Source organism: Sorangium sp. So ce176, assembly GCF_051519835.1.
Taxonomy (GTDB): domain Bacteria; phylum Myxococcota_A; class Polyangia; order Polyangiales; family Polyangiaceae; genus Sorangium; species Sorangium cellulosum_G.
This window is the reverse complement of record NZ_CP150371.1, coordinates 8,000,145-8,025,294: the sequence shown is the minus strand read 5'-3', so window position 1 is coordinate 8,025,294 and position 25,150 is coordinate 8,000,145. Positions and strand designations below refer to the sequence as shown.

Genomic DNA, 25,150 nt, shown 5'->3' with positions numbered 1-25,150 from the left:
GGCCCAGCGCGGGGCCCCCGGCGCGACAAGCCGCGGATCAGTCGCCGTAGACGCCGAGCTGGTCAGGAGCCGCGAGGCCGAACTCGGCCATCATCTGGAGCATGTAGTCGGGCACCGACTTGTAGCTCTTCAGCTCGTACGCGTAGTGGTTCTTGTAGATGGTGAGCTGCGTGCAGGTCGGGTTGACGTTCTGATCGCAGTCCGGCACTTCCTTGAGCGGGCCGATCGCGGGCACGTCCTTGACGGCAGGGTCCTTGACGATGATCGCGACGCCGTCCGGGTGGTAGGTGAGCATCGCGCGGCCGTACTTGTTGAAGCCCTTGCCATACGCGGCGACGTACGCGGGATCGGTGGGGACGCTGGGGATGCTGCCGTCCGGCGCCAGCTCGCCGGGCTCCAGCTTGCCGACGTACGTCGCCGTGTCGAGCTGGTACCCCTTCGCGGTGAGGGCGTTGGCGTACTCGAGCACGCGGGCAGCGATGCCCTTCTGCACCCACTTGCCGCTGGAGGCTTCGCACGACGCCCTGTCCGCGCCGGTCCCGAAGAGGCACTCCATGCCGTACGTGCGGGCGTAGTAGACCTGCCCGGACGTCGGGTCCTGCCACTCGACGCGCTGCTCGATCCCGGGATCCGCGTCGTTGCCGAGCCGGTAGATGCGCATCATGTCCATCCAGTTCGTCTTGCCGTTCGCGGGGATGTACGCGAGCGTCCAGGCGATCAGGAACTTCTGCACCTCCCAGCCGACCTGCGGGTCGACCGCGACGGTCCGGCTCACGGTCTCCGGGTTGAAGTCTCCGCCGATGTAGTTCGTGCAGAGGTTCTTCCCGTCGCTCGGGAAGCAGACCTTCGGCCCCTCGGTCGGCCACCAGCTCACCCAGCCCATCGGGCGCGCCGGGAACTCCTTCGCCAGCGGATCGGGATCCGTCGTGTTCGCGTCGAGCAGCGGGAAGCCGTTCTCGTCGGCCTCCAGGCGCGGCGCGAGCAGCGAGCGGTCGCCGGTGAGGGCGTTGGCGAGCAGGCGGCGGTACCCCTCGGGGAGAATGTCGGCCATGCCGACCGCGCGGAAGCGGGCGTCGTAGAAGTCGCGGCGGGAGCTGCTCACGAACCGGTCCTCCGACTCGGAGAGCAGGATCGCCGCGCTGATCTTGTCGTAGTAGCTGCCCGCGTTGATCGTGTAGTCGGTGTCGAAGTCGCCGTTGTTCTCCGAGTTCGCGTTCTCGAGCGGGTGACCGCCGAACCCGATGTCCTTCAGGTAGCCGGTCGAGCCGTTCGGGACCTGCACCAGCACGGGGCTGTTCGTCGTGCCGCCGAAGCCGCCGAAGTCGGTGCCGGCGCCGTAATCGTCGCCGTCCTTGTTCGAGCGCAGGACCCCCCACTCGGACCACGGGTCGTTCACGATGTTGGCTTCCGTGTTGCGCAGGTAGTGCGGCCCCTCCTCCGGGCGCGAGAGCTGCCTGGCGAAGTGGTCGAACGCCACCGTCGCGGCCACGACGTTCTCCTGCAGGCCGCCGTCGATGAGGAGCGGCCACAGCGTGTCGAACGACAGGCCCTGGTTCGTCGCGAGATCCTGGTAGATCGTCCCGAAGAACCCGATGCCGCCGGCGATGCCGAGCAGCTTCTCGCTGTAGCGGCCGTACGAGCGATCCGCCGCGCCGCGGACGCTGAACGTCGTGCGGCCGCGCCGGAAGTTGTCGAAGATGTGCCTGTTCTCCTGCTGGGTGATCAGGAACATCAGCTGCTCGTACGGGTCGGCGCCGTTGTCGTGCCGGAAGACCGAGACGTTGCCGGTGTCGGCCCAGTTGTCGCTCGCGAACGCGTACGGGACGCGGACGCGCTTCTGCTCGTCGACCGCCGGCCCGCCGCGGAAGCTCCCGAGCGAGGTCTCGCCGTCCTGCGGCTTGCGCAGGTTGCGCCACGCCACGTAGTCGACCGGCTGCTGGCGGCAGCGCTTCGTCTCGCCGTCGACCGTGACGACGCCGCCGTCGATGACCTGGTGCCACTTGCCGTCGACGTCCTCGTCCCAGCTCGCGGGCGCCTTCGCCGGCACGTCGTAGCAGTCGGTGATGACGTTGTACTGCGACTGGAGCTGCGAGTAGTGGAAGTCCGTGACGCTGTCCTCGGTCCTCGAGAACGTCCCGTACTTGATGCCCGCCAGCCCGCCGAAGGTGTCGGTCGCCGCGAGGAGCGCGCCGCCGATCTTGCCGCCGGCCTGGTAGTTGCGGTCGCCGTTGTCGTAGACGCTCACCGTGTCGCCGTAGAAGAAGCGCGCGGCGGCGAAGTCGTAGACGCCGAGGCCGACCAGGTCCTGCGAGACGTCGCCCGGGTAGTCCATGACCGTGGAGTGCTGGAACATCCAGATCATGTTCTTCTGCTCTTCGTCCGTCATCGCGTCGAAGTAGCGGGGGCCGACGCACTCCGCGGGATCCTCGCCCGCCTCGCCGGTGCACGTCGCCTTGATCTTCCCGTTCTTCGTCCTGAGCTGCCAGTACTGGGGCCGGAAGAAGAGCGAGGCGTAGGTGCTCACGAAGTTGTGCCGGAGGCCGACGGAGTGCCCCATCTCGTGCGCGATGACCGCGTACTGGTAACGGCGCTGGATGTACTTGAACATCCGCTCGTGGCGCGCCCGCTTGTCCGCGGACGTCTCGTTCTCGCCCACGGGAAACTTCTCGCGGAGCGCCTCCGCGAGGCCGGTCATCGCCGACGGCTCGGGGGCCTCGTGCAGGATGCAGGCGCCGCGCTCGGCGAGCGCGTTGTCGTGCATGCGGCGGAGATCCGACTGCACCTTCGGGTTGTTCATCGCGAACGGCGAGGCGGCGGCGGCGAGCGGGCCCTCGACCGGCATGCCGGCGGGGACGCCAGCGCGCTGGAGCATCGCCGGGTTCATGAGCTCCGCCTCGGCGACGGAGCCGCGGGCGGCCTTCATGCGGGCGCCCACGACCGCCTGCTGCGGGGAGGGGATGTCGCCCCGCACCGCGATGTCGGCCACCTGGGCCTTCATCGGCTTGATGAGCGCCTTGACCTGCGGGGAGGCGCCGTGCGCGACGAGGTCCTTGTACTGATCGGGGTCGAGCTTCGTGGCGCTCGCGAGCCGCGACGTGACCTCCTGCCTGGTCATCGTGGGCCCCTGGCCGCCGCCCGAGATGCGGCTCGCCTGCGCCCAGTCGCGGATGTACTTGCCCTCGGTGATCTCGGAGGTCGGGAGCTCGCCGTTGATGTAGCGCACGAGGTCGAGGAGCCCCTGCGCCGCGGAGTCGGTGACGTGGCTCCAGATGTTGATGCTGGCGGCCACCTTCTCGCCCGTCACCGGGTCGTCGGCGTCGACCATGATGCCCCACGACGAGGGGGTCTGCGGCTTCTCGATGATGAGGACGCTGTGGTAGCGGAGGTCGCCGAGCCGCGGGGAGAGCCCCTCTTCACCGCAGGACGGGTGATCGCTCGAGATGACGGGGTTGTGGCAGAGCACGAACACAGGCTGCTGCGCCACGACGGCGCCGATGGCGAGCGTCGCCTGATCGTCGCCGCGCCGCGCCGAGAGATCGGCCACGGCCGCCCTGGCGGCGTCGTCGCACGCCGGCGCGTCCCAGCCGTTCTCGCGGCGGCACGTGTTCAGGTCGCGGGAGATCGCGATGGCCTCGTCGATGTCCTCCTGCTGGCCCTTCCACATCGGGAACCGGGCCTCGCAGTCCTGGCCGCCGGTCTTCCTGCACTCGACGAGGCGCGACGTCTGGATCGCGGTCTTCATCGCGAGATCCCACTCCTCGGTGGCCCAGTTGGTCGCCTCGAAGAGGTCCTCCGACGTGTCGCCGCCGATGTACCAGGGGATGGTGATGGCCTCGCGCTGCGCGTAGGGCAGCGTGCACTTCTGCTTGTACACGTCGCACTGCGAGCCCGGGCCGGCCGCGGCGCACTCGTCGGCGGTGCCGTCGTTGTCCTCGTCGCGGTTCGGGTCGGCGGCCAGGTCGCCGTCGACGTGGGTCGTCTCGGGGGTCGCGCAGGCGATCGCGCCCTCCATCGTCTCCGGGCTCTCGTAGAAGTGGCTGCGCTTCCAGAGGTTGTAGCGGGCCGCGAAGCGCCGCCACTGGTTGTCCACGATGCCGTACTTGCGATCGTAGCCGTAGCGGTAGTCGAAGTTGAAGATGCCGAACGCCTGGAACCGGACGCCGTCGAAGTCGACCGGCTCGTAGTCGGTGTCGACCACCTTCTTGAACGACTGCCGGATCGTGACCTCGACCGGGTTGCAGTTGCCGTACGGGTCGGTGCCGCCGGCGAAGTCGCCCGGGAGCATGCAGGCCGGGAACTTGTCGATGCCCCAGCCGAGGCTCGACAGGTCGATCATCGCCGGCGTGGCGAACGCCTTCGTCGTGACGTCGAAGTAGCCGTTGTCGGGGTCGAGGTGCGGGGCGTCCTTGGCGGTCTCGTCGTCGGTCTGGCTGACGTGGTAGGCGAGCGGCTCGTACTCGATGCCGCCGTAGAGGCCGAGCTGCGAGAGGGTGTCGAAGTTGTAGGCGTCGGTGGCGAGGTTGCGCGACCAGTCGACGCGGATGTACGGGCGCTTGTACCAGGGCAGGTCGGTCGTGTTCTCGACGACGACGTTCGCCTTCTCGCCCGTGGCCGGGTTGTAGTCGTTCTTGATCTCGAAGTGCGACTCGATCGCGTAGCTCGCGACGATCTGGCCGTCGTTCGTCGTCTTCTTCGTGAGGCCGTTATAGTCGTTGCCCTTGCCGTCGGTCCCCTCGATGCGCTCGTAAGCGAGCCGAGCATTGAGCTGGTGCTCGGTGATCTCCCACTTGATCCGGGAGACAGGCTGGGCGTACGTCGACGTGAACAGGCCATCGTGTCCGGCGCCGTACCCGACGTCGACGATGGTACCCCGCATGTAGAACTCGGGGTCGTCGGAGATGTCTTCCAGCTGGTCCCCGACGAAGAAGGACTTGGGGAGGACGTCCCTCTGCACCCTGTTAATGTCGTCGCGCTCCTGGGCGCAGCCCGCACCCACGACGGTCGTTGCGACGGTACCGAGGAGCACCGCACGCTTTAAAATTCGATTCATCAACGATCCTCCGAAGCTGCCTGTCGAGATCGATGCGCAAGCCGGCCCTTCGCGACGCACACGGCGCGACGCGAGGCAATTCCCCCCAGGCAAGAACGCTGCCAACGCGCCGCCAGCGTTCGGTTCCGTGCCCTTTCGATAAGTTAAGCACCTGTCGCACATTTGCACCCGGGGTGGCGTTAAAGAGTTAACTGCTGCCTGTCGAGCCCGCGACGGCGCCGTGTGCGGGGTGACGGTGGTCGGGACGGCTGGTCGCGCGCGGGTGCGCGGGCAGGAGCGCGCTGCGCTGCCGCGCTGTCACCGGGGTCGACAGGTCGTCCGCTGTCACGTTCTTTGATATGGTCGCCGCGTGCACTCCCCCTCGCATCGATCGCGCGGGCCGCGCGGGCGCGCGGACAGCCCTGGCGCCGGTGCGCTGCTGCACGGGCGGCGCGGCGGCCCGGGAGCGAGCCCGCGTTGCGGGCGCCCGCGGGGTAGCGGGCGGAGCGAGCGGCGGCGGGTGCCAGGCGCATGAGGCACGAAGCTCTCCTCGGCCGCAAGGTGGCCGGGCGGTTCACGATCACCCGCTTCCTCGGCGAGGGCGGGATGGCCAGCGTCTTCGTCGCCGAGCGCGACGCCGAGCCCCGCCGGGTGGCGCTCAAGATCATGAACCCGGAGTTCACCGCCGATCGCGCGTTCGTCCGGCGCTTCCAGCGCGAGGCGAAGGCGGCGGCGCGGGTCAAGCACCCGAACTCCGTCAAGATCTTCGAATACGGGGTCGAGGGCGCGCTCAGCTACATCGTCATGGAGCTGCTCACGGGGGACGACCTCTACACGCTCCTCGAGCGGCACGGCGCGCTCGGCCAGGCGAGGGCGGTCCGGCTCGTCTCGGAGGTGTGCGAGGCGCTCGCTGTCGCCCACGAGATGGGCGTCGTGCACCGCGACCTCAAGCCCGAGAACATCATGGTGGTCGCCGACCCCACGCACCCTCACGGCGAGCGCGTGAAGGTGCTTGATTTCGGCATCGCCAAGATCCTCGACACCGCCACGGCCGGCGATGAGCCCGACATCCACGCGGACCCGCTGTCCGTCGTCACGCGCGCGGGCACGTTCGTCGGCACGCCGGCCTACATGTCACCCGAGCAGTGCGGGCTGCTGCCCGTCGATCAGCGGACCGACATGTACACATGCGGGGTGCTGCTGTTCCAGCTCGTCACGGGGCGGCTGCCGTTCGAGGGCGAGACGCCGCTCCACACAGCGACGCTCCACATCCATGCGCCGGTGCCGGCGCCGCGCGGCGGCGCGCCGGGGATCGACCCGCGCCTCGAGGCGCTGATCGTGAAGGCGCTCGCCAAGGACCCGGCGGACAGGCACCAGACGGCGCGCGAGCTCGGGTATGGGCTGCGGAGCCTGCTCGCCGATCTGCCCGACACGGCGGTGGGGCTCGGGCCGATCTCGCGCCGGCAGTCGAGCTCGCTGTTCTCTCGGGGCGCGTCGGGGCGGACGCCGCAGTCCTCGTTTCCGCCGCTGACGTCGCTGCCGAGCTCGACGTCGGTGCCGTTCTCCCCGTCCGAGCCGCGGCCGGAGATCTCGATCGAGTCGGTCCGGACGCTCGTCTCCGGGGGGCCGGGCCCCGAGGCTGGATCCCCATCTCCGTTGCAGCTCGCCACGCCCCCTTCGGAGTTCCCGCCGACGCTCGAGCCGCCGCGGATCGAGGCGTCGGCGGGCGGCGAGGCGCAGCGCTGGGCGGGGGAGTCGGTGCCGGAGATCTCGCTGCAGCTTCCGTCCTGGACCCACGGCCCCAGCGAGGCGCTGCTCGCGGGGAACGGCCTGGCGTCGTCGAGCTCGTCCGGCGATGTGGGAGATGACGACAGCACGTTGACGATGGTCCGCCAGGACGAGCTGCGCGGTCCGGCGAAGGTCCGCGTCCACACGGCGTCGTACGATGAAGGCGACGAGCTGGACATCACGCCGCCCGGCCGCGACGTGAAGGCGACGCTCCGCTCGGCCGAGGATTTCGGGCTGGGCACGCCCGAGAAGCGGGCCGAGGTCGGCCTGGTGCGCGTCGACTCCGCGCCGGCCATCCCGCCGGCGACGCCGCAGAGCCCGCAGTTCGACGCCGGCGCGGCGTGGGACAGGCGGTCGAAGCGCGTCACCAGCAACACGCTCCGGCTGGTGTCGTCGCACGGACCGGCCGAGAGCCAGCTCCCCACGGTGACGCCCGGCGAGCTCCAGGCGGCGAGCCCGGCGGGGTTCGGCGCGGCGTCCGAGTTCGGCGCGGCGCCGGAGTTCGGCGCGGCGCCCGAGTTCGGCGCGGCGCCCGAGTTCGGCGCGGCGCCGGAGCTCGGCGCGTCGGGCGCGCAGGTCTCCGGGGGCGCCTCGGCGGTGGTCCGGGGGAGCCCAGCCGCGGCGGCGGGCTCGCCGGGCTCGCTGCCGCTCGGGCTCGCCGCGACCCTCGCGGAGCAGCGGGCGGCGCTCGAGCGGCGCGCGACGATGCCGGACACGTTCGTCGTGCCCCAGGCGCCGCCCGCGCCGCCGGCGCGGGAGCCGAGCTGGCTCGCGGGCAAGCGCGGGCTGATCATCGGCTTCGTCGCCGGGATGCTCATCACGGCGGCGGCGATGTTCCTGCTGATGCGGCACCTCTGAGGCGCGACGCGCGATGGGGCGCGCCGCGCGGAGGAGGCGCGCGCCTCAGGGGAACTCGTACGTGAGCAGCCGGCACTCGATCGGGCCGTTGAACACGGTGAGCGAGCGCTCCGGCCGGCGGCGCATCGCGCGCTCGATCTCCTCGGTGCCGGAGAGGATGGCGACGCGGTGGCCCGCGAGCCGCGAGAACGCGGCGGCCATATCGCGGTAGAGGGCGGCCGTCCCCGGGAGGCGCTCGCCGTAGGGCGGGTTGGTCAGCACGTGCCCCGGCGGCGCGGTCGGGGCGAGCGCGGTGACGGACTGGCAGCGGACATCGATCTGCACGCCGGCCATCCGGGCGTTGCCGCGGGTGGTCTCGGCGGCGCGGGGGTCGATGTCGGCGGCGAGGATCGGCGGGCCCTCGGGCCGGATCCGCGCGCGGGCGGCGTCGCGGAGCGCGGTCGTGCGCTGCGCGGCGGCCTGATCGTGGCAGGCCCACCGCTCGAAGCCGAAGCGCTGCGCGCGCAGGCCGGGCGCGATGTCGCGCGCCCAGAGCGCGGCCTCGAGGGCGATCGTGCCGGCGCCGCACATCGGGTCGACGAGCGGGCGGGCGCGATCCCAGCCGGAGAGGCGGAGCAGGGCGGCGGCGAGGGTCTCCTTGAGCGGCGCTTCGCCGATGTGCGTGCGGTAGCCGCGGCGGTGGAGCGCGGCGCCGCCGAGGTCCGCGTAGAGCGTCGCGCGGTCGCGGACGAGGTGGACGAAGAGCGCGAGGTCGGGGTCGTCGAGGTCGACGGACGGGCGGGCGCCGACGCGGCGCCGGATCTGGTCGACGATGGCGTCCTTGGTCCGCTGGGCGATGAACTGGGTGTGGGTCAGCGCGCTCGATCGGCAGGAGGCGCGGACGGCGAGCGTGTGGACCGGGCTCAGGTAAGGGGCCCAGTCGACGCCGGAGACGCCCTCGTAGAGCGCGTCCCCGCTGGGCGCGTCGAAGGAGGAGAGCTCGGCGAGCACGCGCACGGCGGTGCGGAGCTCGATGCAGGCGCGGAAGCCCTCGTCCGGGGCGCCGGAGAAGTGGACCCCGCCGCGATCGGCGCGCACGCCGCGGAAGCGGTGCTCGCGGAGCTCGTCGCGGAGGGCGGGCTCGGTGCCTTTGGCGGCGGTCGCGAAGAAGTCCATGGCGACGGGGCTTGTAGCCGATCGATCGCGCGGCGGCCCTCACGAACGCGCCCGTCCGGTCCCGCGCGGCGGGCCGCGGCCGTGGCACTGGATTCGCACGGAGACCGGGTGAGCTCTTTGATGTGTGGGCCGGGCGCAGGCGCGCCGGCGCCCGGCGCGCAAGCGCCCGGCAGGCGGGCCGGCGCCCGGGAGACGAGGTGAGCGGACTCGGCCCCTGGGCGGGCCGCTCGGGGGAGCGACGCCGGCACGCGGCGAGCGGCGAGCGGGCAACCGGACGTGGGGGCGGCGAGGGGCGAGGGCGTTGCGCGGCGGAGAGCGCCCGCACGGCCATGCTGAGGAGGAGGGGAAGCCATGCAGCAGCATCAGATGACGGCGGCGCGCGGCATCAACATCGCGCTCGGGATATGGTTGTTCATCTCCGCCTTTCTCTGGCGGCACAGCCAGGATCAGTTCACGAACACCTGGGTGGTGGGCGCGCTCTGCATCGCCTTCGCCCTGCTCGCGATCTGGGCGCCCAAGGCGCGCTACCTCAACACGATCCTGGCGATCTGGCTGTTCGTCAGCGCCTGGGCGATACCGGCGCTGTCGGTAGCGACGGTGTGGAACAACGTGCTCGTCGCGATCGCCATCCTCGTCGTCTCGCTCGTGCCGACCCTGCCCGCCGCGCGCGGGGTGCGGGGCCCGGGGGCGGCGCCGCGCCTGTAGGGCGCGCGGGCAGCGCCGGCCGGCGCCTCCGCGCCGGGCGCCGCCCTGCCGGCCGGTCGCGCTCCAGCGGCCGGCGCGCGGCGTGTTCGCCTCGCGGCGGCGATCGTGTATAGCGGCCTCGCGAGCGCCGCGCACAGAGCCCGCGAGAGGATGCCCCGATGAAGCTCAGCGTCAACGTGAACAAGATCGCGCTCCTGCGGAACTCGAGGGGACACGACGCGCCCGACGTCCTCTCGTTCGCCCAGAAGATCGTGGGGTACGGGGCGCACGGCATCACGATCCATCCGAGGGCCGATCGGCGGCACATCACGCCGGACGACGCGCGGGCGGTGACTCGCCACATCACCACGGTGGAGACGAACTTCGAGGGCGACATCCGCGAGGAGTTCCTCGATCTCACGCTCGAGCTCCGGCCGACGCAGTGCACGCTGGTCCCGGTCTCGCCGGGGGAGCTCACCTCGCACCGCGGCTGGGACGTCGCGAAGTGGCGCTTCCTCCTCCAGCCGGTGGTGAAGCGGCTCAGGGAGGAGGGGATCCGGACGAGCCTCTTCGTCGAGGCCGATCCCTCGGTCGTGCCGCTGGTCGCGGAGCTGGGGGCCGATCGCATCGAGATCTACACAGGGCCCTATGCGCAGGCGTTCGACCGCGGCGACCATCGCGCGGAGCTCGACAAGATCGTCGCGACCGTGAGGGCAGCGGTGGACGCGGGGGTCGGGATCAACGCGGGGCACGACCTCACGGTCGACAACCTCGTGCCGCTCGTGCGCGAGGCGCCGCAGATCCAGGAGGCGTCGATCGGCCACCACCTCGTGGCGCACGCGCTGGAGGTCGGCATGCGGCAGTCCGTGGCGGACTACCTCATGGCCGTCGAGGGGCGGTACCGGCCGGCGCGCTAGAGGCCTTGCGGTCGATCCGGAGAGCGTGAGCTGCTCTCCTCTCTCGTCCTGGCGCCCCTGGCGTCCCGGCGGTTCATCTCCTCCTCTCGTCCATGTTCCTTCCGGGAGATTGGATGTCGCGCAGCGGCGGTGAACAGACGCCCTGGTGATCTCGCGCGCCGGCGTTGCTGCGTCGTTGCGATTCGATAGGTCCGCGCGTCGACGAGACTGGCGATCTCCCGACGGGGACCCTCATTTGCGGCGCTCTGCCCCGGTTGTCGTCGCGGGTAGGTGCGCCTCGACCTGCCATGTGCCCGCCTGGCCGCTGCGCGAGCAGGATAAGCCATGTCGGCTTCATCTGGCGAGTTGAAATCGCATGATCGCTCCTGATGTGCCCTGTCGTACAGATTGGCACTTATCGATTGCCACTGATGAAGTCTGCCCTGTAGGGTCATCACACTACGGCTTTCGGTCAAAGACGTACGGAAGGGGAGCGAGACGTCATGACATCTATGTCTACTTGTTCTTTCATGGGCGCACAGGGGCTTCGCCGCCTCGGCTGCATGATCGCAGCGGTCTCGGCGCTCAGCGCGCTGTCGGCTCCGGCGAGCGCGCTTCCCGCGTTTCCCGGAGCAGAGGGCTTTGGCGCCGTCGCGACAGGGGGGCGCGGCGGGCGCGTCATCAAGGTAACGAACCTGCGGACGAGCGGGGCGGGGAGCCTCCAGGCGGCGCTCGACGCGACAGGGCCGCGCACCATCGTCTTCGACGTGAGCGGCGTCATCGAGGGAGACGTCACCGTCAGGAACGGAGACGTGACGATCGCAGGCCAGACAGCGCCAGGCGCCGGCATCACCGTGCGCGGACGCCTGATCTCCAGGTACTCGGACAAGGTCAACAACGTCATTGTAAGATTCTTGCGTGTCCGTCCCGTGTTCGACAGCTCGGACGGCGCCCAGTTCGATGGAGCGCAGTTCTCGCTGAACTCCAAGCTGATCCTCGATCACGTGTCGATCGCCTGGGGCGTCGACGAGACCCTCGACCTCTACGAGGCGGACGACGTGACAATCCAGTGGTCGACCATCGAGTCGTCGGCGACCACAGGGCATCCAGAGGGGGCGCATAATTACGGTCTCATCAACGGTCCTGACGGCCATCGGATCACGATTCACCACAACCTGTTCGCCCACCACAAGGCCAGGTGCCCGGCGGTCGCGAACGGGCCGGCCGATATCCGCAACAACGTGGCTTACAACGTCAGGCACGGGTTCGTTCACCACAACCGGGCGAGCGGACAGTTCAACATCGTGGGCAACGCCTACATCAAGGGGCCGAGCGATCAGCTCATCCCCTTCTATTTCGACGGCAGCGCCGGCGCCGGGCTCAAGTACTTCCTCGCCGACAACTACATCGATGACCCGGGTAGGTTCACGGGCGTCGTCGACAACCCGTGGCAGAGGCCCTACCTCCACCCGAGCTTCAGCCGGCTCAGCAAGCCCGAGTCGCACCGCGCGACGACGCAGTTCAACTTCTCGCGCGACGTCCCCGGGTACACCGCCGTGACCACGCACCGCGCGCAGGACGCCCAGCGGCTCGTCCTCGCGAAGGCGGGCGCGCTGCCGCACGACGTCGTGACGAAGGGCGTCCTCGCGAACATCGCGCGCCGCGACGGCGCGTGGGGCGCTCGCTACGTGAGGAACCTGATGGAAGGGCTCACCCCGGGGACGGCGCCCACGGACGCCGATCGCGACGGGATGGCGGACGCGTGGGAGCGAGAGCGCGGCCTCAACCCGTCGAACGCCGGCGACAACACCAGGGTGATGCCGTCCGGATACACCGCCATCGAGGAGTACATCAACGAGCTCGCCGGGGCGCTGATCAGCGAGGCAGAGGGCAGCCTCGCGATGGACATGGGCGACTAGCGCGCGCCACCGGGACCACCGGGGCCGGTCGAGGAGAGCCGCGCTGTCGCGCTGTCCAGCGGCGTGGACCGATCGGGCCGACGACGCAGCGGCGGCCGCCCGGCCGGTCGCGCGCCGCCGCCCGCCTGGCGTTTGCGCTGACGACCACCCCTGCTAGGTTGCCGGCGGCGTCCCGGTGAGGACGTCCCGGACGAGACGCGCCGTACCCGGTCAGGACAAGACGACGCAGCCACATCGCTCACGAGGAGATGTCGTCATGTCCTGGTTGGTGTTGCTGCTGGCGGGCCTGCTCGAGGTTTGCTGGGCCATCGGGCTCAAGTACACACAAGGCTTCACGCGCCCGCTGCCGACCGTGCTCACCGTCGCCGCGATCATCGCGAGCCTGTACCTGCTCGAGACCGCGTCGCGCACCCTGCCCATCGGCACGGCCTACGCCGTCTGGGTCGGCGTGGGCGCGCTCGGGGCGGCCATCGCCGGCATCGTCCTGTTCGGCGAGCCGGCCACGCCCGCGCGGCTCGGCTTCCTCGCGCTGCTCGTCGTGTCCATCCTCGGCCTCAAGCTGTCCAGCCCCTGAGCGTCCACCGCGCAACAGCGGCGAGCGCGCGGCCGACAGCGCCCGGCTCGATTACCCTCGTGTCCATGCACGGAACCCCGGAAGCCCGCGCCCTGCACGCGCAGTTCCCCGCGATCGATCTCCACGCCGACAGCCTCATGTGGTCGCGCTGGGTCGGCTACGATCTGAACGAGCGCCACGAGCCGCCGCTGCCGCTCGCGGCCCTGGGCGGGCACGTCGACGTCCCGCGGCTCGTCGAGGGCGGCGTCGGCGCGCAGTTCTTCGGGCTCGTCTCGCTGCCGATCGGACAGCGGCGCGGCCTCGCCGCCGTGATCGACGAGCAGATCGACCTCCTCGAGCAGGCCGTGCGCGCGCAGCCCGGCCGCCTCGTCAAGGCGCGGACCGCCGACGACGTCGAGGCGGCGAGGGCCCGCGGCGCTGTCGCGGCCCTGCTCGGCGTCGAGGGGGCCCACGCGCTCGAGGGCGAGCTCGACACGCTCGAGCGCTTCGCCCGGCGCGGCGTGCGCTACCTCGGGCTCTGCCACTTCACCGCCAACGAGGCGTGCTTCCCCGCCTACGGCAGCGGCCGCAACGACGGCGCGGGCCTCACCCCCTTCGGCCGCGAGGTCGTGCGCCGCGCCGAGGACCTCGGCGTCATCGTCGACCTCGCGCACATCAACCGCGCCGGCTTCCTCGAGGCCTGCGCCCTCGCGCGCCGGCCGCCGCTCGTCAGCCACACGGGCGTCGCCGGCGCGTTCGAGCACTGGCGCAACATCGATGACGACCAGCTCCGCGCCGTCGCCGACCGCGGCGGGTGCGCCGGGATCATCTTTTGCCCGCTCTACCTCGGCGGCAACGGGCTCGAGCCCGTGGTCCAGCACCTGCTCCACATCATCAACGTTGCCGGCGAGGACACGCCGGCGCTCGGATCCGATTGGGACGGCTTCATCATCCCCACACGCGAGCTCCGCGACGCCGCGCACCTTCCGCTCTTGACGGATGCGCTGCTCGCAGCGGGGTTGAGCGAGCGCGTCATTGCCAAGGTGCTTCGAGGAAACGTGATGCGCATCCTGAGCGACAATCCGCTTCCAACGCGGCTCGCTGTTGCGTAGCGTGTCCCTCAAGGGGGCAGTCGGGGCGGGTGGTCCCTCCGGCGCTGCTCGAGGTCTCTCCACGCGGAGCGGGTGCAGCCTATGACTCTCCATCGCCTCGCCGCGCAGGGCTACGCGACGGCAGCGGACGCCTACGAGAAAGGGCGCCCCGACTATCCGCGCGGCGCGATCGAGCTCCTGCTCGACACGCTCCGCATCGACGCCTCGAGCACGGTGCTCGATCTCGGCGCGGGGACGGGCAAGCTCACGCGCCTCCTGGCGCCGACGGGCGCCCGGCTGCTCGCGCTCGAGCCGGTGGAGGGGATGCGCCGCAAGCTGAGCCAGATGGTCCCGTCCGCCACCGTGCTCGACGGCGTCGCCGAGGCCATCCCCCTGCCCGAGGCGTCGGTCGACGCCGCCGTCGCCGCGCAGTCGTTCCACTGGTTCCACGGCGATCTCGCGCTCGCCGAGATCCACCGCGTGCTCCGGCCGAGGCGGCGCCTCGCGCTGCTCTTCAACCTGCGGGACGAGCGCGTCGACTGGGTCGCCCGCATCTCCCGCATCCTCGACCGCCACGGCCGGGACGCCCCGGTCCACACGATCGGCGCGTGGCGCCGCTCCTTCTCCGACACCAGCCTCTTCGCGCCGATCCGGGAGCACGAGCTCACCCACGTGCAGGAGCTCGACCTCGACGGGCTCCTCGAGCGCGTCGCCTCGATCAGCTACATCTCCGCCCTCCCGCTCCAGGAGCGGTACGCGGTCCTGAACGAGATCCGCGACCTGGCAGCGACCCACCCGGACCTTGCCGGAAAGAGCGTGTACCTCTTCCCGTACCGCACGCTCGTGGCGTCGTACGAGCGGCGCTGAGCCGCCCGCCGGCGGGCCGAGCATCGGCGAGCCCGCGGCCGGCGCGACGTGCTAGAGCGCCGCCGCATGTCGGCGAACGAGGTCGTGATCGTCGGCGGCGGGCCGGCGGGCATGAGCACGGCGATCTTCCTCGCCCACCATCGCCCGGCCCTCGCCGACCGGATCGTGGTGCTCGAGAAGGAGCGCTACCCCAGGGACAAGTGCTGCGCGGGCGGGCTCGGCGAGCGAGCGGACAGGACGCTGTCGGCCGCCGGGGTGACGATCGACGTGCCGTCGGTCCCGGTGAACGGCGTCAGCGCGGCCTTCCAGGCCGGCGAGCTCGCGCTCCGCGAGGGGCGCATCGGCCGCGTCGTCCGGCGCGTCGAGTTCGACAGCGCGCTCGCGCTCGCCGCGCGGGCGCGCGGCGTCCGGATCGTCGAGGGGGCGCGGGTCACCGCCGCCGCGCTGGGCCCGGGCGGCGCGCGCGTCGAGAGCCCGGCCGGGGACTTCGCCGGCCGGGTCGTCGTGGGCGCGGACGGCGTCGGCAGCGTCGTGCGCCGCGCGATGGGGCTGCCGTTCGGCAGGCTGCGCGCGCAGGCCGTCGAGGTCGACACCGAGCCCGTCGCCGGGGACAGGGCGCGCGACCTGCTGCACTTCGAGATGCGGGATCGCTCGTTCCCCGGCTACCTCTGGGATTTCCCCACGACCGTGGGCGGGCGCGAGCTCGTCTGCCGGGGCGCGTACGTCCTGCACGAGGGCGCGCTCGGCGCCGGGCGCGGGGCGGGCGACGCGCCCGACGCCGAGCGCGTCCTCCGCCGCCGGCTCGAGGCGCTCGGCCTCGACCCGGACCGCTACAGGCGCAAGCGCTTCGCCGAGCGCGGCCTCGACCGGACGGCCGCGATCGCGCGGCCCGCCGCGCTGCTCGTCGGCGAGGCCGCGGGCATCGATCCGATGCTGGGCGAGGGGATCGCCCAGGCGATCGCGTACGGCGCCCTCGCGGGCGCGTACCTGGCCGAGAAGCTCGAGGCCGGCGATCTCCGCTTCGACGACTGGGGTCGGCGCGTGGAGCGATCGCTCCTCGGCCTCGACATCCGCTTCCGGCGTCGGGTGATGCGCGCCTTCTACGGCGCGCCGCGGGAGCGGGTCGAGCGCTACGTCCTCGACGAGCCGTCGTTCCTGCGCTTCGGCATGCGCCACTTCGCCGGCAGACCCCAGCCGGCGCCGGACGCGCTCCGCGCGGCGGCGACGGGCGCGCTCGTCGCGGGGCGGATCGGGATCGAGCGCCTCCTCGCGTCGCTCCCGCCGCGCGCCGCGCAAGGCGCGCACCCGTAGCGGCGCGCCCTGCGCGGGGCGCGCGCGAGCATCGCCCTCGGCGGCGAGCGTGATAGCATCGGCCGCCATGATCGCGCCGTTCCAGCCGGCGGTCGGGATGCTCTTCGGCGAGTTCCGGATCGTGCGGCCCCTCAGCGCCGGGGGCATGGGCGCCGTGTACGTCGCCGAGCAGGCGAGCACCGGCCAGCTGCGGGCCCTCAAGCTGATGCACCCCCAGCTCTGCGCCGACACCCGGCTGCGCGAGCGCTTCGAGCAGGAGGCGCGCGTCGGCGCGCTGGTCGAGAGCGATCACATCGTGCAGGTGATCGGCGCCGGCGTGGACCAGGCGAGCGGCGTGCCGTGGATCGCGATGGAGCTGCTCGACGGCGAGGACCTCTCGGTGCGGATGCGGCGCTGCGGGCTGTTCTCGCCGCAGGACATGCACGAGATCTTCCGGCAGCTCTGCCACGCGCTCGGCGCGGCCCACCGGGCCGGCGTCGTGCACCGGGACATGAAGCCGCAGAACATCTTCCTCGCGAAGAAGAGCAGCGCGACGGCGCCGTGGGCGGTCAAGGTGCTCGACTTCGGCATCGCGAGGGTCGCGGCGGAGGCGAACACGATGGCGACAGCGTCGCTCGGCACGCCGCTCTGGATGGCGCCGGAGCAGACCGAGGCGCGCGGGCAGATCGCGCCGGCGACCGACGTGTGGGCGCTCGGGCTGATCGCGTTCGCGATGCTCACCGGGCGGATGTACTGGCGCGCCGCGAACGACCCGATGGGCACCGCGATGCCCGTGCTGCTCCGCGAGATCCTGATCGAGCCGATCGACCCGGCGTCGGTGCGCGCGACGGCGCTCGGGCGCGCCGGCTGCATCGTGCACCCGTTCGACGCCTGGTTCGCGCGCTGCGTCGCGCGCGACCCGGCGGAGCGCTTCCCGACGGCGCAGGACGCGTTCGACGCGCTCGGGCCCGCGCTCTTCGTCGATCCGCGCCTCGCCCGCGCCCCCACCTTGGTGGCGCCGTCCGGGGCCGCGGCGGCGGTCACCTCCGTCGCGCAGTCCTCGCCGCCCTCGCCGAGCGGGCCGGCCGAGACCTCGGTGGACACGCAGCGCCCGCCGTCGACGGGGCGCGGCGCGCGCGCTCGCGCGTCGCTCGCCGCCGGTCCGGCGAGCGCGCCGGCGCAGCTATCGCGGCCGGGCGCGTCCGTCCCGCCGGGCAGCGCGCCGGCCCTGGCGAGCAGCGCTCCGGCGGAGGGCTCTCGCCGGCCGACCCGGTGGGGGCCGGTGCTCCTCGCGTGCGGCCTGCTCGGCGGCGCCACGGCGGCGGTCGTCGCGTACGCGGCCGGCCGGGCGCCGGGCGAGGTCGCCGAGGCGCGGCACCTGCCCGCGCCGGCGCGCCCCGCGGTGGTCGGCGCCGGGCCCGGCGACGGGGCGCGCGCGCCTGCGCTGGCGAGCGCCGGGGAGAAGGCGCCCGCCCCTCGCATCCCTCCGGTGCCGCTCCTGCCGAGGGCCGCGCGCCCGACGCGCGACGGCGACGCGCCCGCGGCGGCGATGGCCGCGGCGCCGCCGACGGCCACGGCGAGGCCGTTCGATCACGCGGCGGCCCACGCGGCGCTGCAAAGCAAGGGGGCGAACGCGCGCGTCCACTGCAAGGGGAAGGCGGGGCCGAAGGCGGTGTCGGCGCGGGTGTTCTTCAACCCAGCGGGCGCCGTGCAGCGCACCAGCCTCGCGCCGCAGGTCGCGATGACCCAGGCCGGGATGTGCGTGCAGATGATGCTCGGCTCCGCGCGGGTGCCGGCGTTCGACGGGACCGAGCTCCAGGAGGTCTCGACGACGGTCGCGATCGAGTGAGCGCGCCCGGCGCGCGTCCGGCGCCGATCACGGATCGACGGAGACGCACTCGCCCTCGCCCCGGAAGTGCCCGAGCGTCCGCGAGAGGGCCGTGACGAAGGCCCCGAGATCATCGACGTTTCCGGCGCTGCCGGTGCCGTACGTGCCCTCGTCGATCGCGACGAGGCGCACCGCCGCGAGCTCCTCCAGCGTGACGGCCCCGTCGTCGTCGGCGTCCGCGGCGGCGATGGGCGCGAAGCGGCGCGCCGCTGTCGCTGCCTGGAGGTCGTCGTAGAAGAAGTGGTCGCCGTGGATCGTGAGCTCCACGGTGTCCGTGCCGCCGTTGGTGACGAGGACGCCGTCGGTCTCCTTGCCTGCCTTCTCGCCCTTGCAGTCGGCGTAGCGCGTCGCGCGCGAGAAGGTCCAGTCGAGGCGCTTCTCGACGTCGCCCTTCCGCGCCGTCGCCTCGATGTGCACCGACGCGCCCGCGTCGATCATGAGCGCCCTGTCGTCCTCCGTCGCGCCGTCGAGCGCGGTGTCCGCGTCCGCGGGGCCGATCTCGTAGGAGACGCTCTCCCACGGCTTCGCGTCGAGGCCGTCGAACGTCACCACCGGCTTCGGGCCGGCCTTCGTGTGGTCGAACAGGATCGAGCCCTCCATGCGCGCCCCGACGTTCCCGTCGCGATCGGCGACGGTCACGTTCCGGAGGACGAACAGGAACTTCTGGTACTGGATGCTCCAGCCGTCCTCGAGATCGGCGGCCGGGATCTCCTGCTCGATGTAGTCCTCGCCCCAGGTGGTGAACTCCACGCGCCCGGCTCCCGATGCGCCGTCGTCGCCGCAGCCGGCGAGCGCCCCCGCGGCGAGCGCCCACGCCGCCGCGCTCATGGCCCTGCTGATCCTCATCGCTGCTTTGCCTCCCATCACTCCGAGTCGTCCTGCTGCTCTGGTTGCGCGGGCGAGCCGGGCGCGAACGAGAGCGCGTAGGCGGTCCCCTTCTTCAGCCCGCGCGTGAAGCCGCGCAGGGCCTGGCTCCCCGGCTCGAGATCGACTGGCGCGCCGTCCTCGCTCGCGGCCAGCTCCTCGAAGTCGACCTGGTCGAGCCAGACCGAGGGCTTCACGACGAGCGTGACGACGCCGGGCCCGTCGAGGAAGGTCTCCTCGAAGGCGCACCCCTCCACCGACGGCTCGCCGGTCGCGGCATCGACGACGTCCGCGGCCAGGGCGCGCGCGCGGAACACCCGCGCGACGTCGCCCTTCTCGGCGCGGCCCTCGATCGCGACGACGTGCCCGTCGAGCGCCGCGGCGAACGGGCCCGCGGGCGGCGCGCCGAACGTGAAGCGCGCGGATCGCACGACGCCGCTCACCGCGTCAGCGTCCGCGAGCACTGTCGTCCCCTGCAGCAGGTCGACCGAGGTGGGCTGCGCCATCTGGCCCCGCGCCTCGCCGCTCTGGTAATGGCCCGGGTGGGCGTGCGCCTCGGGCAGGGCCCAGCGGGCGAGCCGATCGAGCAGCGGGCGGGCGCCGCCGCGGCCCGGCGCCGCGCGCCCCGCGGTGAGCGGGGCGCCCTCGAAGTAGTAGAGCGGTCCGACCGACAGGTGCGCCCTCGACAGCGTGACGGTCCAGCCGAGCGCGGTGTTGAACGGCGCGACCGAGGCCGCGTCGGCGGTGACCTGCGTGGCGAGCGTGAGGCGCTTGCCGCTTGTCGCGTCGCCGTCGCCGGCGCCGCACCCCGCGGCGAGCGCCGCCGCGAGGAGCCCCGCGGCGCCGGGCGCGGCGCGCCGCCGGGAGCTGTCCTGTGCCGTGATCGATGTCATCGAGGGACCTCAGCCGATGTAAAGGGAGAGCGAGGCGAAGACGCTGCGCGGGGCGCCGACAGTCACGTGGCGCGCGGGCAAGAGGTCGGGCGCCGCGCCCCGGGTGAAGCTCGACGGGTAGACGAACTCGCCGTCGAACCAGGCCGCGTCGAGGAGGTTGTAGACGTCGAGCCCGAGCTCGATGCGGTCGTAGCGGAGGTGCGCCGTCACGTCGGTGAGGAGCGCGTCGTGGCCGATCTCCCCGAAGGGCAGGGGGCGCCGGTGGAGCAGCGTCACGCCGGCGCCGGCGCGGGCCTCGAGGCGCCGGCCGAAGAGCGCGCCGAGGCGCGGCGTCACCGCGAGATCGGCGCGCGCGACGACCTGCGGCACGAACGGCAGGAGGTCGCCCGCGGCGTAGCGCCCGCCGGCCGCGGTGAAGGCGGCGCGGGTGTACGTGAGGCCGACGCTCGACACGAGCCACGGCGCGGGGCGCGCGACGGCGTCGAGCGCGACGCCTGTGCGGGCCGTGGCGGGCACGGGCTCGTTGCGGCCTGTCGCCTCGTCGAAGACGAGGTCCTCGCTGAGGCGCGCGTGGAACAGCGCCGCCGACGCCCTCACGCGCTCGTCCGCGTAGCGGAGCCCCGCCTCGGCGGAGAGCGCGCGCGTGAACGGCGCCCGCTCGCCGTCGCCGAGGCTGCGCGCCTGGGGCGATCGGAACCCCTGGCCGACGCTGGCGAGCGCGCGCAGCCCGGGGAGCAGCGCCACGTCGACCGTGCCCTTGCCGCCCACGTGCACGCCCTGCGCGCTGCGCGCCGCCGCGCCCTCGCCGGCGTCGTCGAGGACCTGGTACGCGAGCCCGTCGGCGCGCAGCCCGCCGCGCACCTCGATCCGCCGCGCCGGCCGGATCGACGCGTCGAGGTAGCCAGCGATGTCGGTCGCGCGCACCCGCGCGTCGACGAGCGTGGCGGTCGGCCGGTCGTCGACGGCCGCGAGGCGCCGCTGCGACTGCTCGATCCAGTCGGTGCGCGCGACGACGCCCGCCTCGAAGGCGTCGCGGTCCGAGAGCAGCGGGAGCCGGAGCCGGTACGACGCCGTGGCGCCCACCGTGATCGCCTCGTTGCGCTGCTGCGTGGAGTCGCCGGAGGCCGGATCCGCGAGGTAGCCGGTGAAGTTCGAGCGCAGCCGGAGCGCGCGCAGCACGACGAACGGCGCGAGCGACAGGCCCTCTCCGGGGGCGTCGCCGGCGGTGCGCAGGTCGAGGACGAGCTGCGCGCGCGACGAGTCGCCGCCCTGGTCCGGGTCGTACGAGGCGAAGCGGTCGACCTTGCCCGCCTCGATGTCGTCGAGGCGCAGGACGCCGGCGGAGCCGAAGCGCGCGGCGAACGCCGACGCCATCACGCGCGCGCTGACCCCCGCGGCGGGCTGGTAGACGCCCTGCGCGATGAACGAGGTCCGGCTGGCGGCGCGGGCGGGGCCGAAGCCGTCGGTCTCGTAGGCCTCGAAGGCGGCGAACGTGGCCTCGTCGGCGCGCTCGGGGTGGTAGGCGAGGAAGAGCCGGCGCGCGCCGGCCGATCCGGCGCCGGCGGCGACGGTGATCCCCGGCTCGTCGTAGCCGAGCTCGAAGCGGACGGAGCCGGCGACGGCGAAGTCGCCCTGGCGGGGGTCGTACGATCCGGGCTGGGCGCGGAGCTCGCGGATCACCTCGGGCATGACGAAGTGGAGGTCGGCGTAGCCCTGCCCGTGGACGTTGGACACCTCGTTGACCGGCGCGCCGGCGACCCAGATCTCGAGGTCCTGCCCGTGGACCGCGTCGAAGCCGCGGAAGAAGATCTGGTGCGCCTTGCCCTCGCCGCTGTGCTGGGTCGTGAAAACGCCCGGGACGAGCTGCAGCGCGTCGCTCGCGGTGCGGTGCGGTGCTGCCTTCAGCTCCGCCCGCTCCCGCACCGTCTCCGAGGCGCTGCGCGGCGGCCGCGCGCCGTGCACGACGACCGCGACAGGCGCGCCCCCGGCGGCCGCGGCGGAGGCCTCGCCGCCCTCCGGCGAGGCCTCCGGCGCCCCGGGGGCCGCGACGGCGGGCGGCGCGGCGACGTCGTCGGCGGCGCGTGCCGCCGCGGCGGCCGTGGTGATAAGGAGCGACGCGAGCGTCGCGCACAGGGAGCGGATCATTCAGCCGGGCGGGTCGTAGCACGATTTTTCATTTTTGTGCCACGCTCTGGACGCGCTCGCTCGCCTGCGGCGCCGCGGGCGCGCGCGGGTCGCGCCGTCCCAGGCGGCGAGCGAGCGGCGCCCGCGTTATCCTCTGGTGGCCGGGCGCGGCGCCGATCCGGTCGACCCCTCTTTCTCGACGTCGACCCGACTCGCGCTCTGGAGCCCACCGCGATAGCGATCGCGACAACATGTCGCATTCAGCTTGGTTGCGACGCGGCCTATCGTGGCGCGCGTCGTTCCCCAGGAGGGCTCTCATGAAATCCGGTCTTCGTGCATCACGGCTCTTGTTTCCGGTGGTCGGCGTGGCGCTCTCGCTCGTCGCGTGCGGCGGCGGCGAGAATGGGGCGAATCCCGTCGACGCCACGGCGACCGCGACGGGCACCGGCGGCGCCGGCGGCGGGGGGAACGGCGGCGCTGGCGGGGCGGGCGGCGCCGGCGAAGGCGGCGGCGGGGCAGGGGGCGATGAGGGGACGATTCCCGTCGAGCTGCAGTTCGAAGGCCGCGTCGGCGACGACGTGTTCTCCTGCGGGGACTCGTACGCAGTCGGCACCTCGCAGACGGAGGTGAGGCTCAACGACTTCCGCCTGTACATTCACGACGTGCGCCTGCGCCGGGCCGACGGCGAGGAGGTGCCGGTCGCGCTCGATCAGGACGGGCTGTGGCAGCACCAGAACGTCGCGCTCCTCGATTTCGAAGACAAGTCGGGGAGCTGCGCCAACGGGACGCAGGACACGAACTCGGTTGTGCGCGGGGCGGTTCCGGCCGGGGAGTACAACGGCCTGTCGTTCAGGGTGGGCGTCCCGTCCGAGCTCAACCACGGCGATGCGTCGACGGCGCCCTCGCCGCTCAATCTGTCGGGGCTGTGGTGGAACTGGACCAATGGTTACAAGTTCCTGCGCATCGACAGCGCCGCCGAGGCGGGCCAGGGCGCCTTCATCGTGCATGTCGGCAGCACCGGCTGCGTCTCCGGCGCGGACGGCGAGGTGACGTGCGATCGCCCGAATATCGCCGAGGTCGTCCTCGAGGGCTTGAACCCGCTCACGACGAAGGTGCTCGTCGACTATGCAGCGCTCGTGCTGGACAGCGACGTGGGGGGGAGCGAGGGCTGCATGTCAGAGCCGACCAATCCCGAGTGCGCGCTGGTGTTCACCCGGCTCGGCATCGACGTCACCGATGGCTCGCCGCGCCCCGAGCACCAGGCGTTCTTCAGGGTAGAATAGGGGGGATGCCGATGTCTTCTCTGGGGAACGCTCTCCGCTGCTTCGCCGCTTCCTCTCTCGTCGCCGCGCTCGCGGCCCTCTCCTCCGGCTGCGGCGACGGCGCGGACCCGCCGGACACCCCCGGGTCGACAGGGGATGGCGGCGGCGACCAGGGCGGCGGCGGGGGTGATGGCAGAGGCGACGGCGGAGGGAGCGAGGGCGCGTTCGACTGGGGGCTGCCGCCGGGCTTCCCGGTGCCGAAGGTGCCGCAGGACAACCCGATGTCGGCGGCGAAGGTCGAGCTCGGCCGGCGGCTGTTCTACGACAGGCGCCTTTCCGGCAACGGCACGTACTCCTGCGGCTCATGCCACCTGCAGGAGCTCGCGTTCACCGACGGCCTCGGGAGCGCCAAGGGGTCGACCGGCGAGATGCACTCGCGCGGCTCGATGAGCCTGGCCAACGTCGCGTACCTGACCACGTTGACCTGGGGGAATCCGCTCCTCGACTCGCTCGAGGAGCAGGCGCTCCTCCCCATGTTCGGCGAGACCCCTGTCGAGCTCGGGCTCGCGGGCAGGGAACAGGAGCTGTTCGAGCGGCTCCGCGACGAGCCGCTGTACAGCGAGCTCTTCCCCCAGGCGTTCCCGGGCGACGACGATCCCATCCGGCTCGCCAACATCACCAAGGCGATCGGGGCGTTCGAGCGGTCGCTGATCTCGTACCGCTCGCCCTACGACCTGTATCGCTACGGCGGTGACCCCTCGGGGATGTCGGCGTCGGCGCTGCGCGGCATGGATCTCTTCTTCTCCGAGAGGCTGGAGTGCTTCCACTGCCATGGCGGCTTCAACCTGTCGGACTCGGTGCAGCACGACGGGACCACCTTCACGGAGGTGATGTTCCACAACACCGGTCTCTACAACATCGGCGGGACCGGGGCGTACCCGGAGGGCAACGCCGGGGTCTACGACGTCTCGGGCGTCGAGGCGGACATGGGCCGGTTCCGCGCGCCCACGCTGCGCAACATCGCGCTCACGGCGCCCTACATGCATGACGGCAGCGTCGAGACGCTCGCGGAGGTGCTCGACCACTACGCCGCGGGAGGGCGTACGATCGCGTCCGGGCCCAACGCCGGCGTGGGGAGCGAGAACCGGTTCAAGAGCGAGCTCATCAGGGGGTTCGACCTCACGGCAGAGGAGAAAGCGGACGTGATCGATTTTCTGAAGAGCCTGACCGACGATGAATTTCTGACGGACCCGCGCCACGCGGATCCGTGGGCGGAGGCGCCGTGATGAGCCGGAGACCGTTCCTGCGACGAGCGCTGCTCGTCCCTGCGCTGGCGGCGCTCGTGTCGGCCGCGATGTACGCCGGGGCGTGCGGCCACGGCCACGACGGCGCGTCGAGCGGGACGTCGTCCGGGCCGGAGCTCGACGACGTCATCTACGAGGGGGGCGCGACCGACGAGGCGCTGATCGTGCTGCTCGCCGCGGAGCCGAAGGACGAGCCCTCGCAAGGGACGGTGTTCGACGCGCCCGAGGACGGCGCGACGCTCCCCGGCGACGCCGCGCCGGCGCTGGCCTTCCACATCGCGGGCGCGGCGCAGGGCGCGGGGCCCGCGCCGGCGCTGCGGCGCGCGACGGGCGACGCGCCGCGAGCGCGCGAGGCCGGCGCGGCGGGGGCGCCGGTCTGGGCGGAGCTCGGCGCGCTCGTCGGGCCGGCGCGCGCGGCGCGGGCGCACGGGACGCCCGTCAACGGGCGCGCGTACTTCCTTGTCTTCTCGACGCCGGAGCGCGAGGGGCTGCTCCGGGTGTTCACGACCAAGCTGACCTACACGCCGGACGCGGCGGCCTGGGACAAGCTCCGCGCCGCCGGCGCGCCGATCACCGTCGACGTGATCAACGCGGTGTTCGAGACCAACCGCATCGTGCAGGGCGGCGGGCCGTTCACGGGCGCGCCGGTCACGTTCTCCGTCGCGCCCTGAGGACCACCGCCGCG

17 protein-coding genes and 1 riboswitch are annotated in these 25,150 nt (G+C 72.5%); of the genes, 12 read left to right on the top strand and 5 right to left on the bottom strand.

The genetic code is table 11. From position 1 onward, the window contains the following. Window positions 1-37: 37 nt before the first annotated feature. Window positions 38-5,050, bottom strand: a complete 5,013-nt coding sequence (locus tag WMF42_RS30105) for a hypothetical protein (protein ID WP_437686276.1) — start codon at window positions 5,048-5,050, stop codon at window positions 38-40. Window positions 5,051-5,560: 510 nt separating this feature from the next. Here WMF42_RS30105 and WMF42_RS30100 point away from each other — a divergent pair. Next, window positions 5,561-7,675, top strand: a complete 2,115-nt coding sequence (locus tag WMF42_RS30100) for a protein kinase domain-containing protein (protein ID WP_437686275.1) — start codon at window positions 5,561-5,563, stop codon at window positions 7,673-7,675. 45 nt (window positions 7,676-7,720) lie between these two features. Here WMF42_RS30100 and WMF42_RS30095 read toward each other — a convergent pair whose 3' ends face one another. Next, window positions 7,721-8,830: a THUMP domain-containing class I SAM-dependent RNA methyltransferase gene (locus tag WMF42_RS30095; protein WP_061608630.1), complete on the bottom strand. Its 1,110-nt coding sequence runs from the start codon at window positions 8,828-8,830 to the stop codon at window positions 7,721-7,723. A 351-nt stretch (window positions 8,831-9,181) separates the two neighbouring features. On the opposite strand from WMF42_RS30095, the gene WMF42_RS30090 reads away from it, so the two are divergent. The 8 genes from WMF42_RS30090 to WMF42_RS30055 all read left to right on the top strand — a co-directional run bounded on the left by WMF42_RS30090 (window position 9,182) and on the right by WMF42_RS30055 (window position 17,979). Next, the gene (locus WMF42_RS30090; RefSeq protein ID WP_437686274.1) at window positions 9,182-9,535 is read left to right on the top strand and encodes an SPW repeat domain-containing protein; all 354 of its coding nucleotides are present in this window, start codon (window positions 9,182-9,184) and stop codon (window positions 9,533-9,535) included. A gap of 158 nt (window positions 9,536-9,693) precedes the next feature. Further along, complete coding sequence (locus WMF42_RS30085) at window positions 9,694-10,431, top strand: pyridoxine 5'-phosphate synthase (protein ID WP_061605866.1); 738 nt, start codon at window positions 9,694-9,696, stop codon at window positions 10,429-10,431. A gap of 893 nt (window positions 10,432-11,324) precedes the next feature. Continuing rightward, window positions 11,325-12,329 carry a pectate lyase family protein gene (locus WMF42_RS30080; protein ID WP_437686273.1) on the top strand — a complete coding sequence of 335 codons (1,005 nt, stop codon included), beginning with the start codon at window positions 11,325-11,327 and terminating at the stop codon, window positions 12,327-12,329. Between the two features lie 163 nt (window positions 12,330-12,492). After that, window positions 12,493-12,559, top strand: a riboswitch (guanidine-III (ykkC-III) riboswitch). Window positions 12,560-12,585: 26 nt separating this feature from the next. Beyond that, window positions 12,586-12,903 carry a quaternary ammonium compound efflux SMR transporter SugE gene (sugE, locus tag WMF42_RS30075; RefSeq protein ID WP_061605865.1) on the top strand — a complete coding sequence of 106 codons (318 nt, stop codon included), beginning with the start codon at window positions 12,586-12,588 and terminating at the stop codon, window positions 12,901-12,903. 65 nt (window positions 12,904-12,968) lie between these two features. Then, entirely contained in the window at window positions 12,969-13,994 is a 1,026-nt protein-coding gene (locus WMF42_RS30070) for a dipeptidase (RefSeq protein ID WP_061605864.1), read from the top strand. 81 nt (window positions 13,995-14,075) lie between these two features. Further along, window positions 14,076-14,840, top strand: a complete 765-nt coding sequence (locus WMF42_RS30065; protein WP_061605863.1) for a class I SAM-dependent methyltransferase — start codon at window positions 14,076-14,078, stop codon at window positions 14,838-14,840. Between the two features lie 66 nt (window positions 14,841-14,906). Next, a complete protein-coding gene (locus WMF42_RS30060; RefSeq protein ID WP_437686272.1) occupies window positions 14,907-16,151 on the top strand; it encodes an NAD(P)/FAD-dependent oxidoreductase in 1,245 nt (414 codons plus the stop codon). Window positions 16,152-16,218: 67 nt separating this feature from the next. Next, the gene (locus tag WMF42_RS30055) at window positions 16,219-17,979 is read left to right on the top strand and encodes a protein kinase domain-containing protein (protein WP_437686271.1); all 1,761 of its coding nucleotides are present in this window, start codon (window positions 16,219-16,221) and stop codon (window positions 17,977-17,979) included. Between the two features lie 27 nt (window positions 17,980-18,006). Here the strand turns inward: WMF42_RS30055 and WMF42_RS30050 are convergent, their stop codons facing one another. Genes WMF42_RS30050 through WMF42_RS30040 form a run of 3 tightly spaced genes read right to left on the bottom strand, consistent with a single transcriptional unit; the run spans window position 18,007 to window position 21,920 of the window. Then, window positions 18,007-18,864, bottom strand: a complete 858-nt coding sequence (locus WMF42_RS30050; RefSeq protein WP_437686270.1) for a hypothetical protein — start codon at window positions 18,862-18,864, stop codon at window positions 18,007-18,009. Window positions 18,865-18,881: 17 nt separating this feature from the next. Beyond that, the gene (locus WMF42_RS30045; RefSeq protein ID WP_437686269.1) at window positions 18,882-19,775 is read right to left on the bottom strand and encodes a hypothetical protein; all 894 of its coding nucleotides are present in this window, start codon (window positions 19,773-19,775) and stop codon (window positions 18,882-18,884) included. 9 nt (window positions 19,776-19,784) lie between these two features. Beyond that, window positions 19,785-21,920, bottom strand: coding sequence for a TonB-dependent receptor (locus tag WMF42_RS30040; protein ID WP_437686268.1), 2,136 nt, complete (start codon window positions 21,918-21,920; stop codon window positions 19,785-19,787). A gap of 296 nt (window positions 21,921-22,216) precedes the next feature. Here WMF42_RS30040 and WMF42_RS30035 point away from each other — a divergent pair, with 296 nt between their 5' ends. From WMF42_RS30035 to WMF42_RS30025, 3 genes are read left to right on the top strand one after another with little or no spacing between them, the layout of a single operon-like run. Next, a complete protein-coding gene (locus WMF42_RS30035) occupies window positions 22,217-23,182 on the top strand; it encodes an MbnP family copper-binding protein (protein WP_437686267.1) in 966 nt (321 codons plus the stop codon). A 5-nt stretch (window positions 23,183-23,187) separates the two neighbouring features. Further along, window positions 23,188-24,447, top strand: coding sequence for an MbnH family di-heme enzyme (locus WMF42_RS30030; RefSeq protein ID WP_437686266.1), 1,260 nt, complete (start codon window positions 23,188-23,190; stop codon window positions 24,445-24,447). Beyond that, complete coding sequence (locus WMF42_RS30025; RefSeq protein ID WP_437686265.1) at window positions 24,447-25,136, top strand: hypothetical protein; 690 nt, start codon at window positions 24,447-24,449, stop codon at window positions 25,134-25,136. Before WMF42_RS30030 ends, WMF42_RS30025 begins: the two co-directional genes overlap by 1 nt. Window positions 25,137-25,150: the final 14 nt, after the last annotated feature.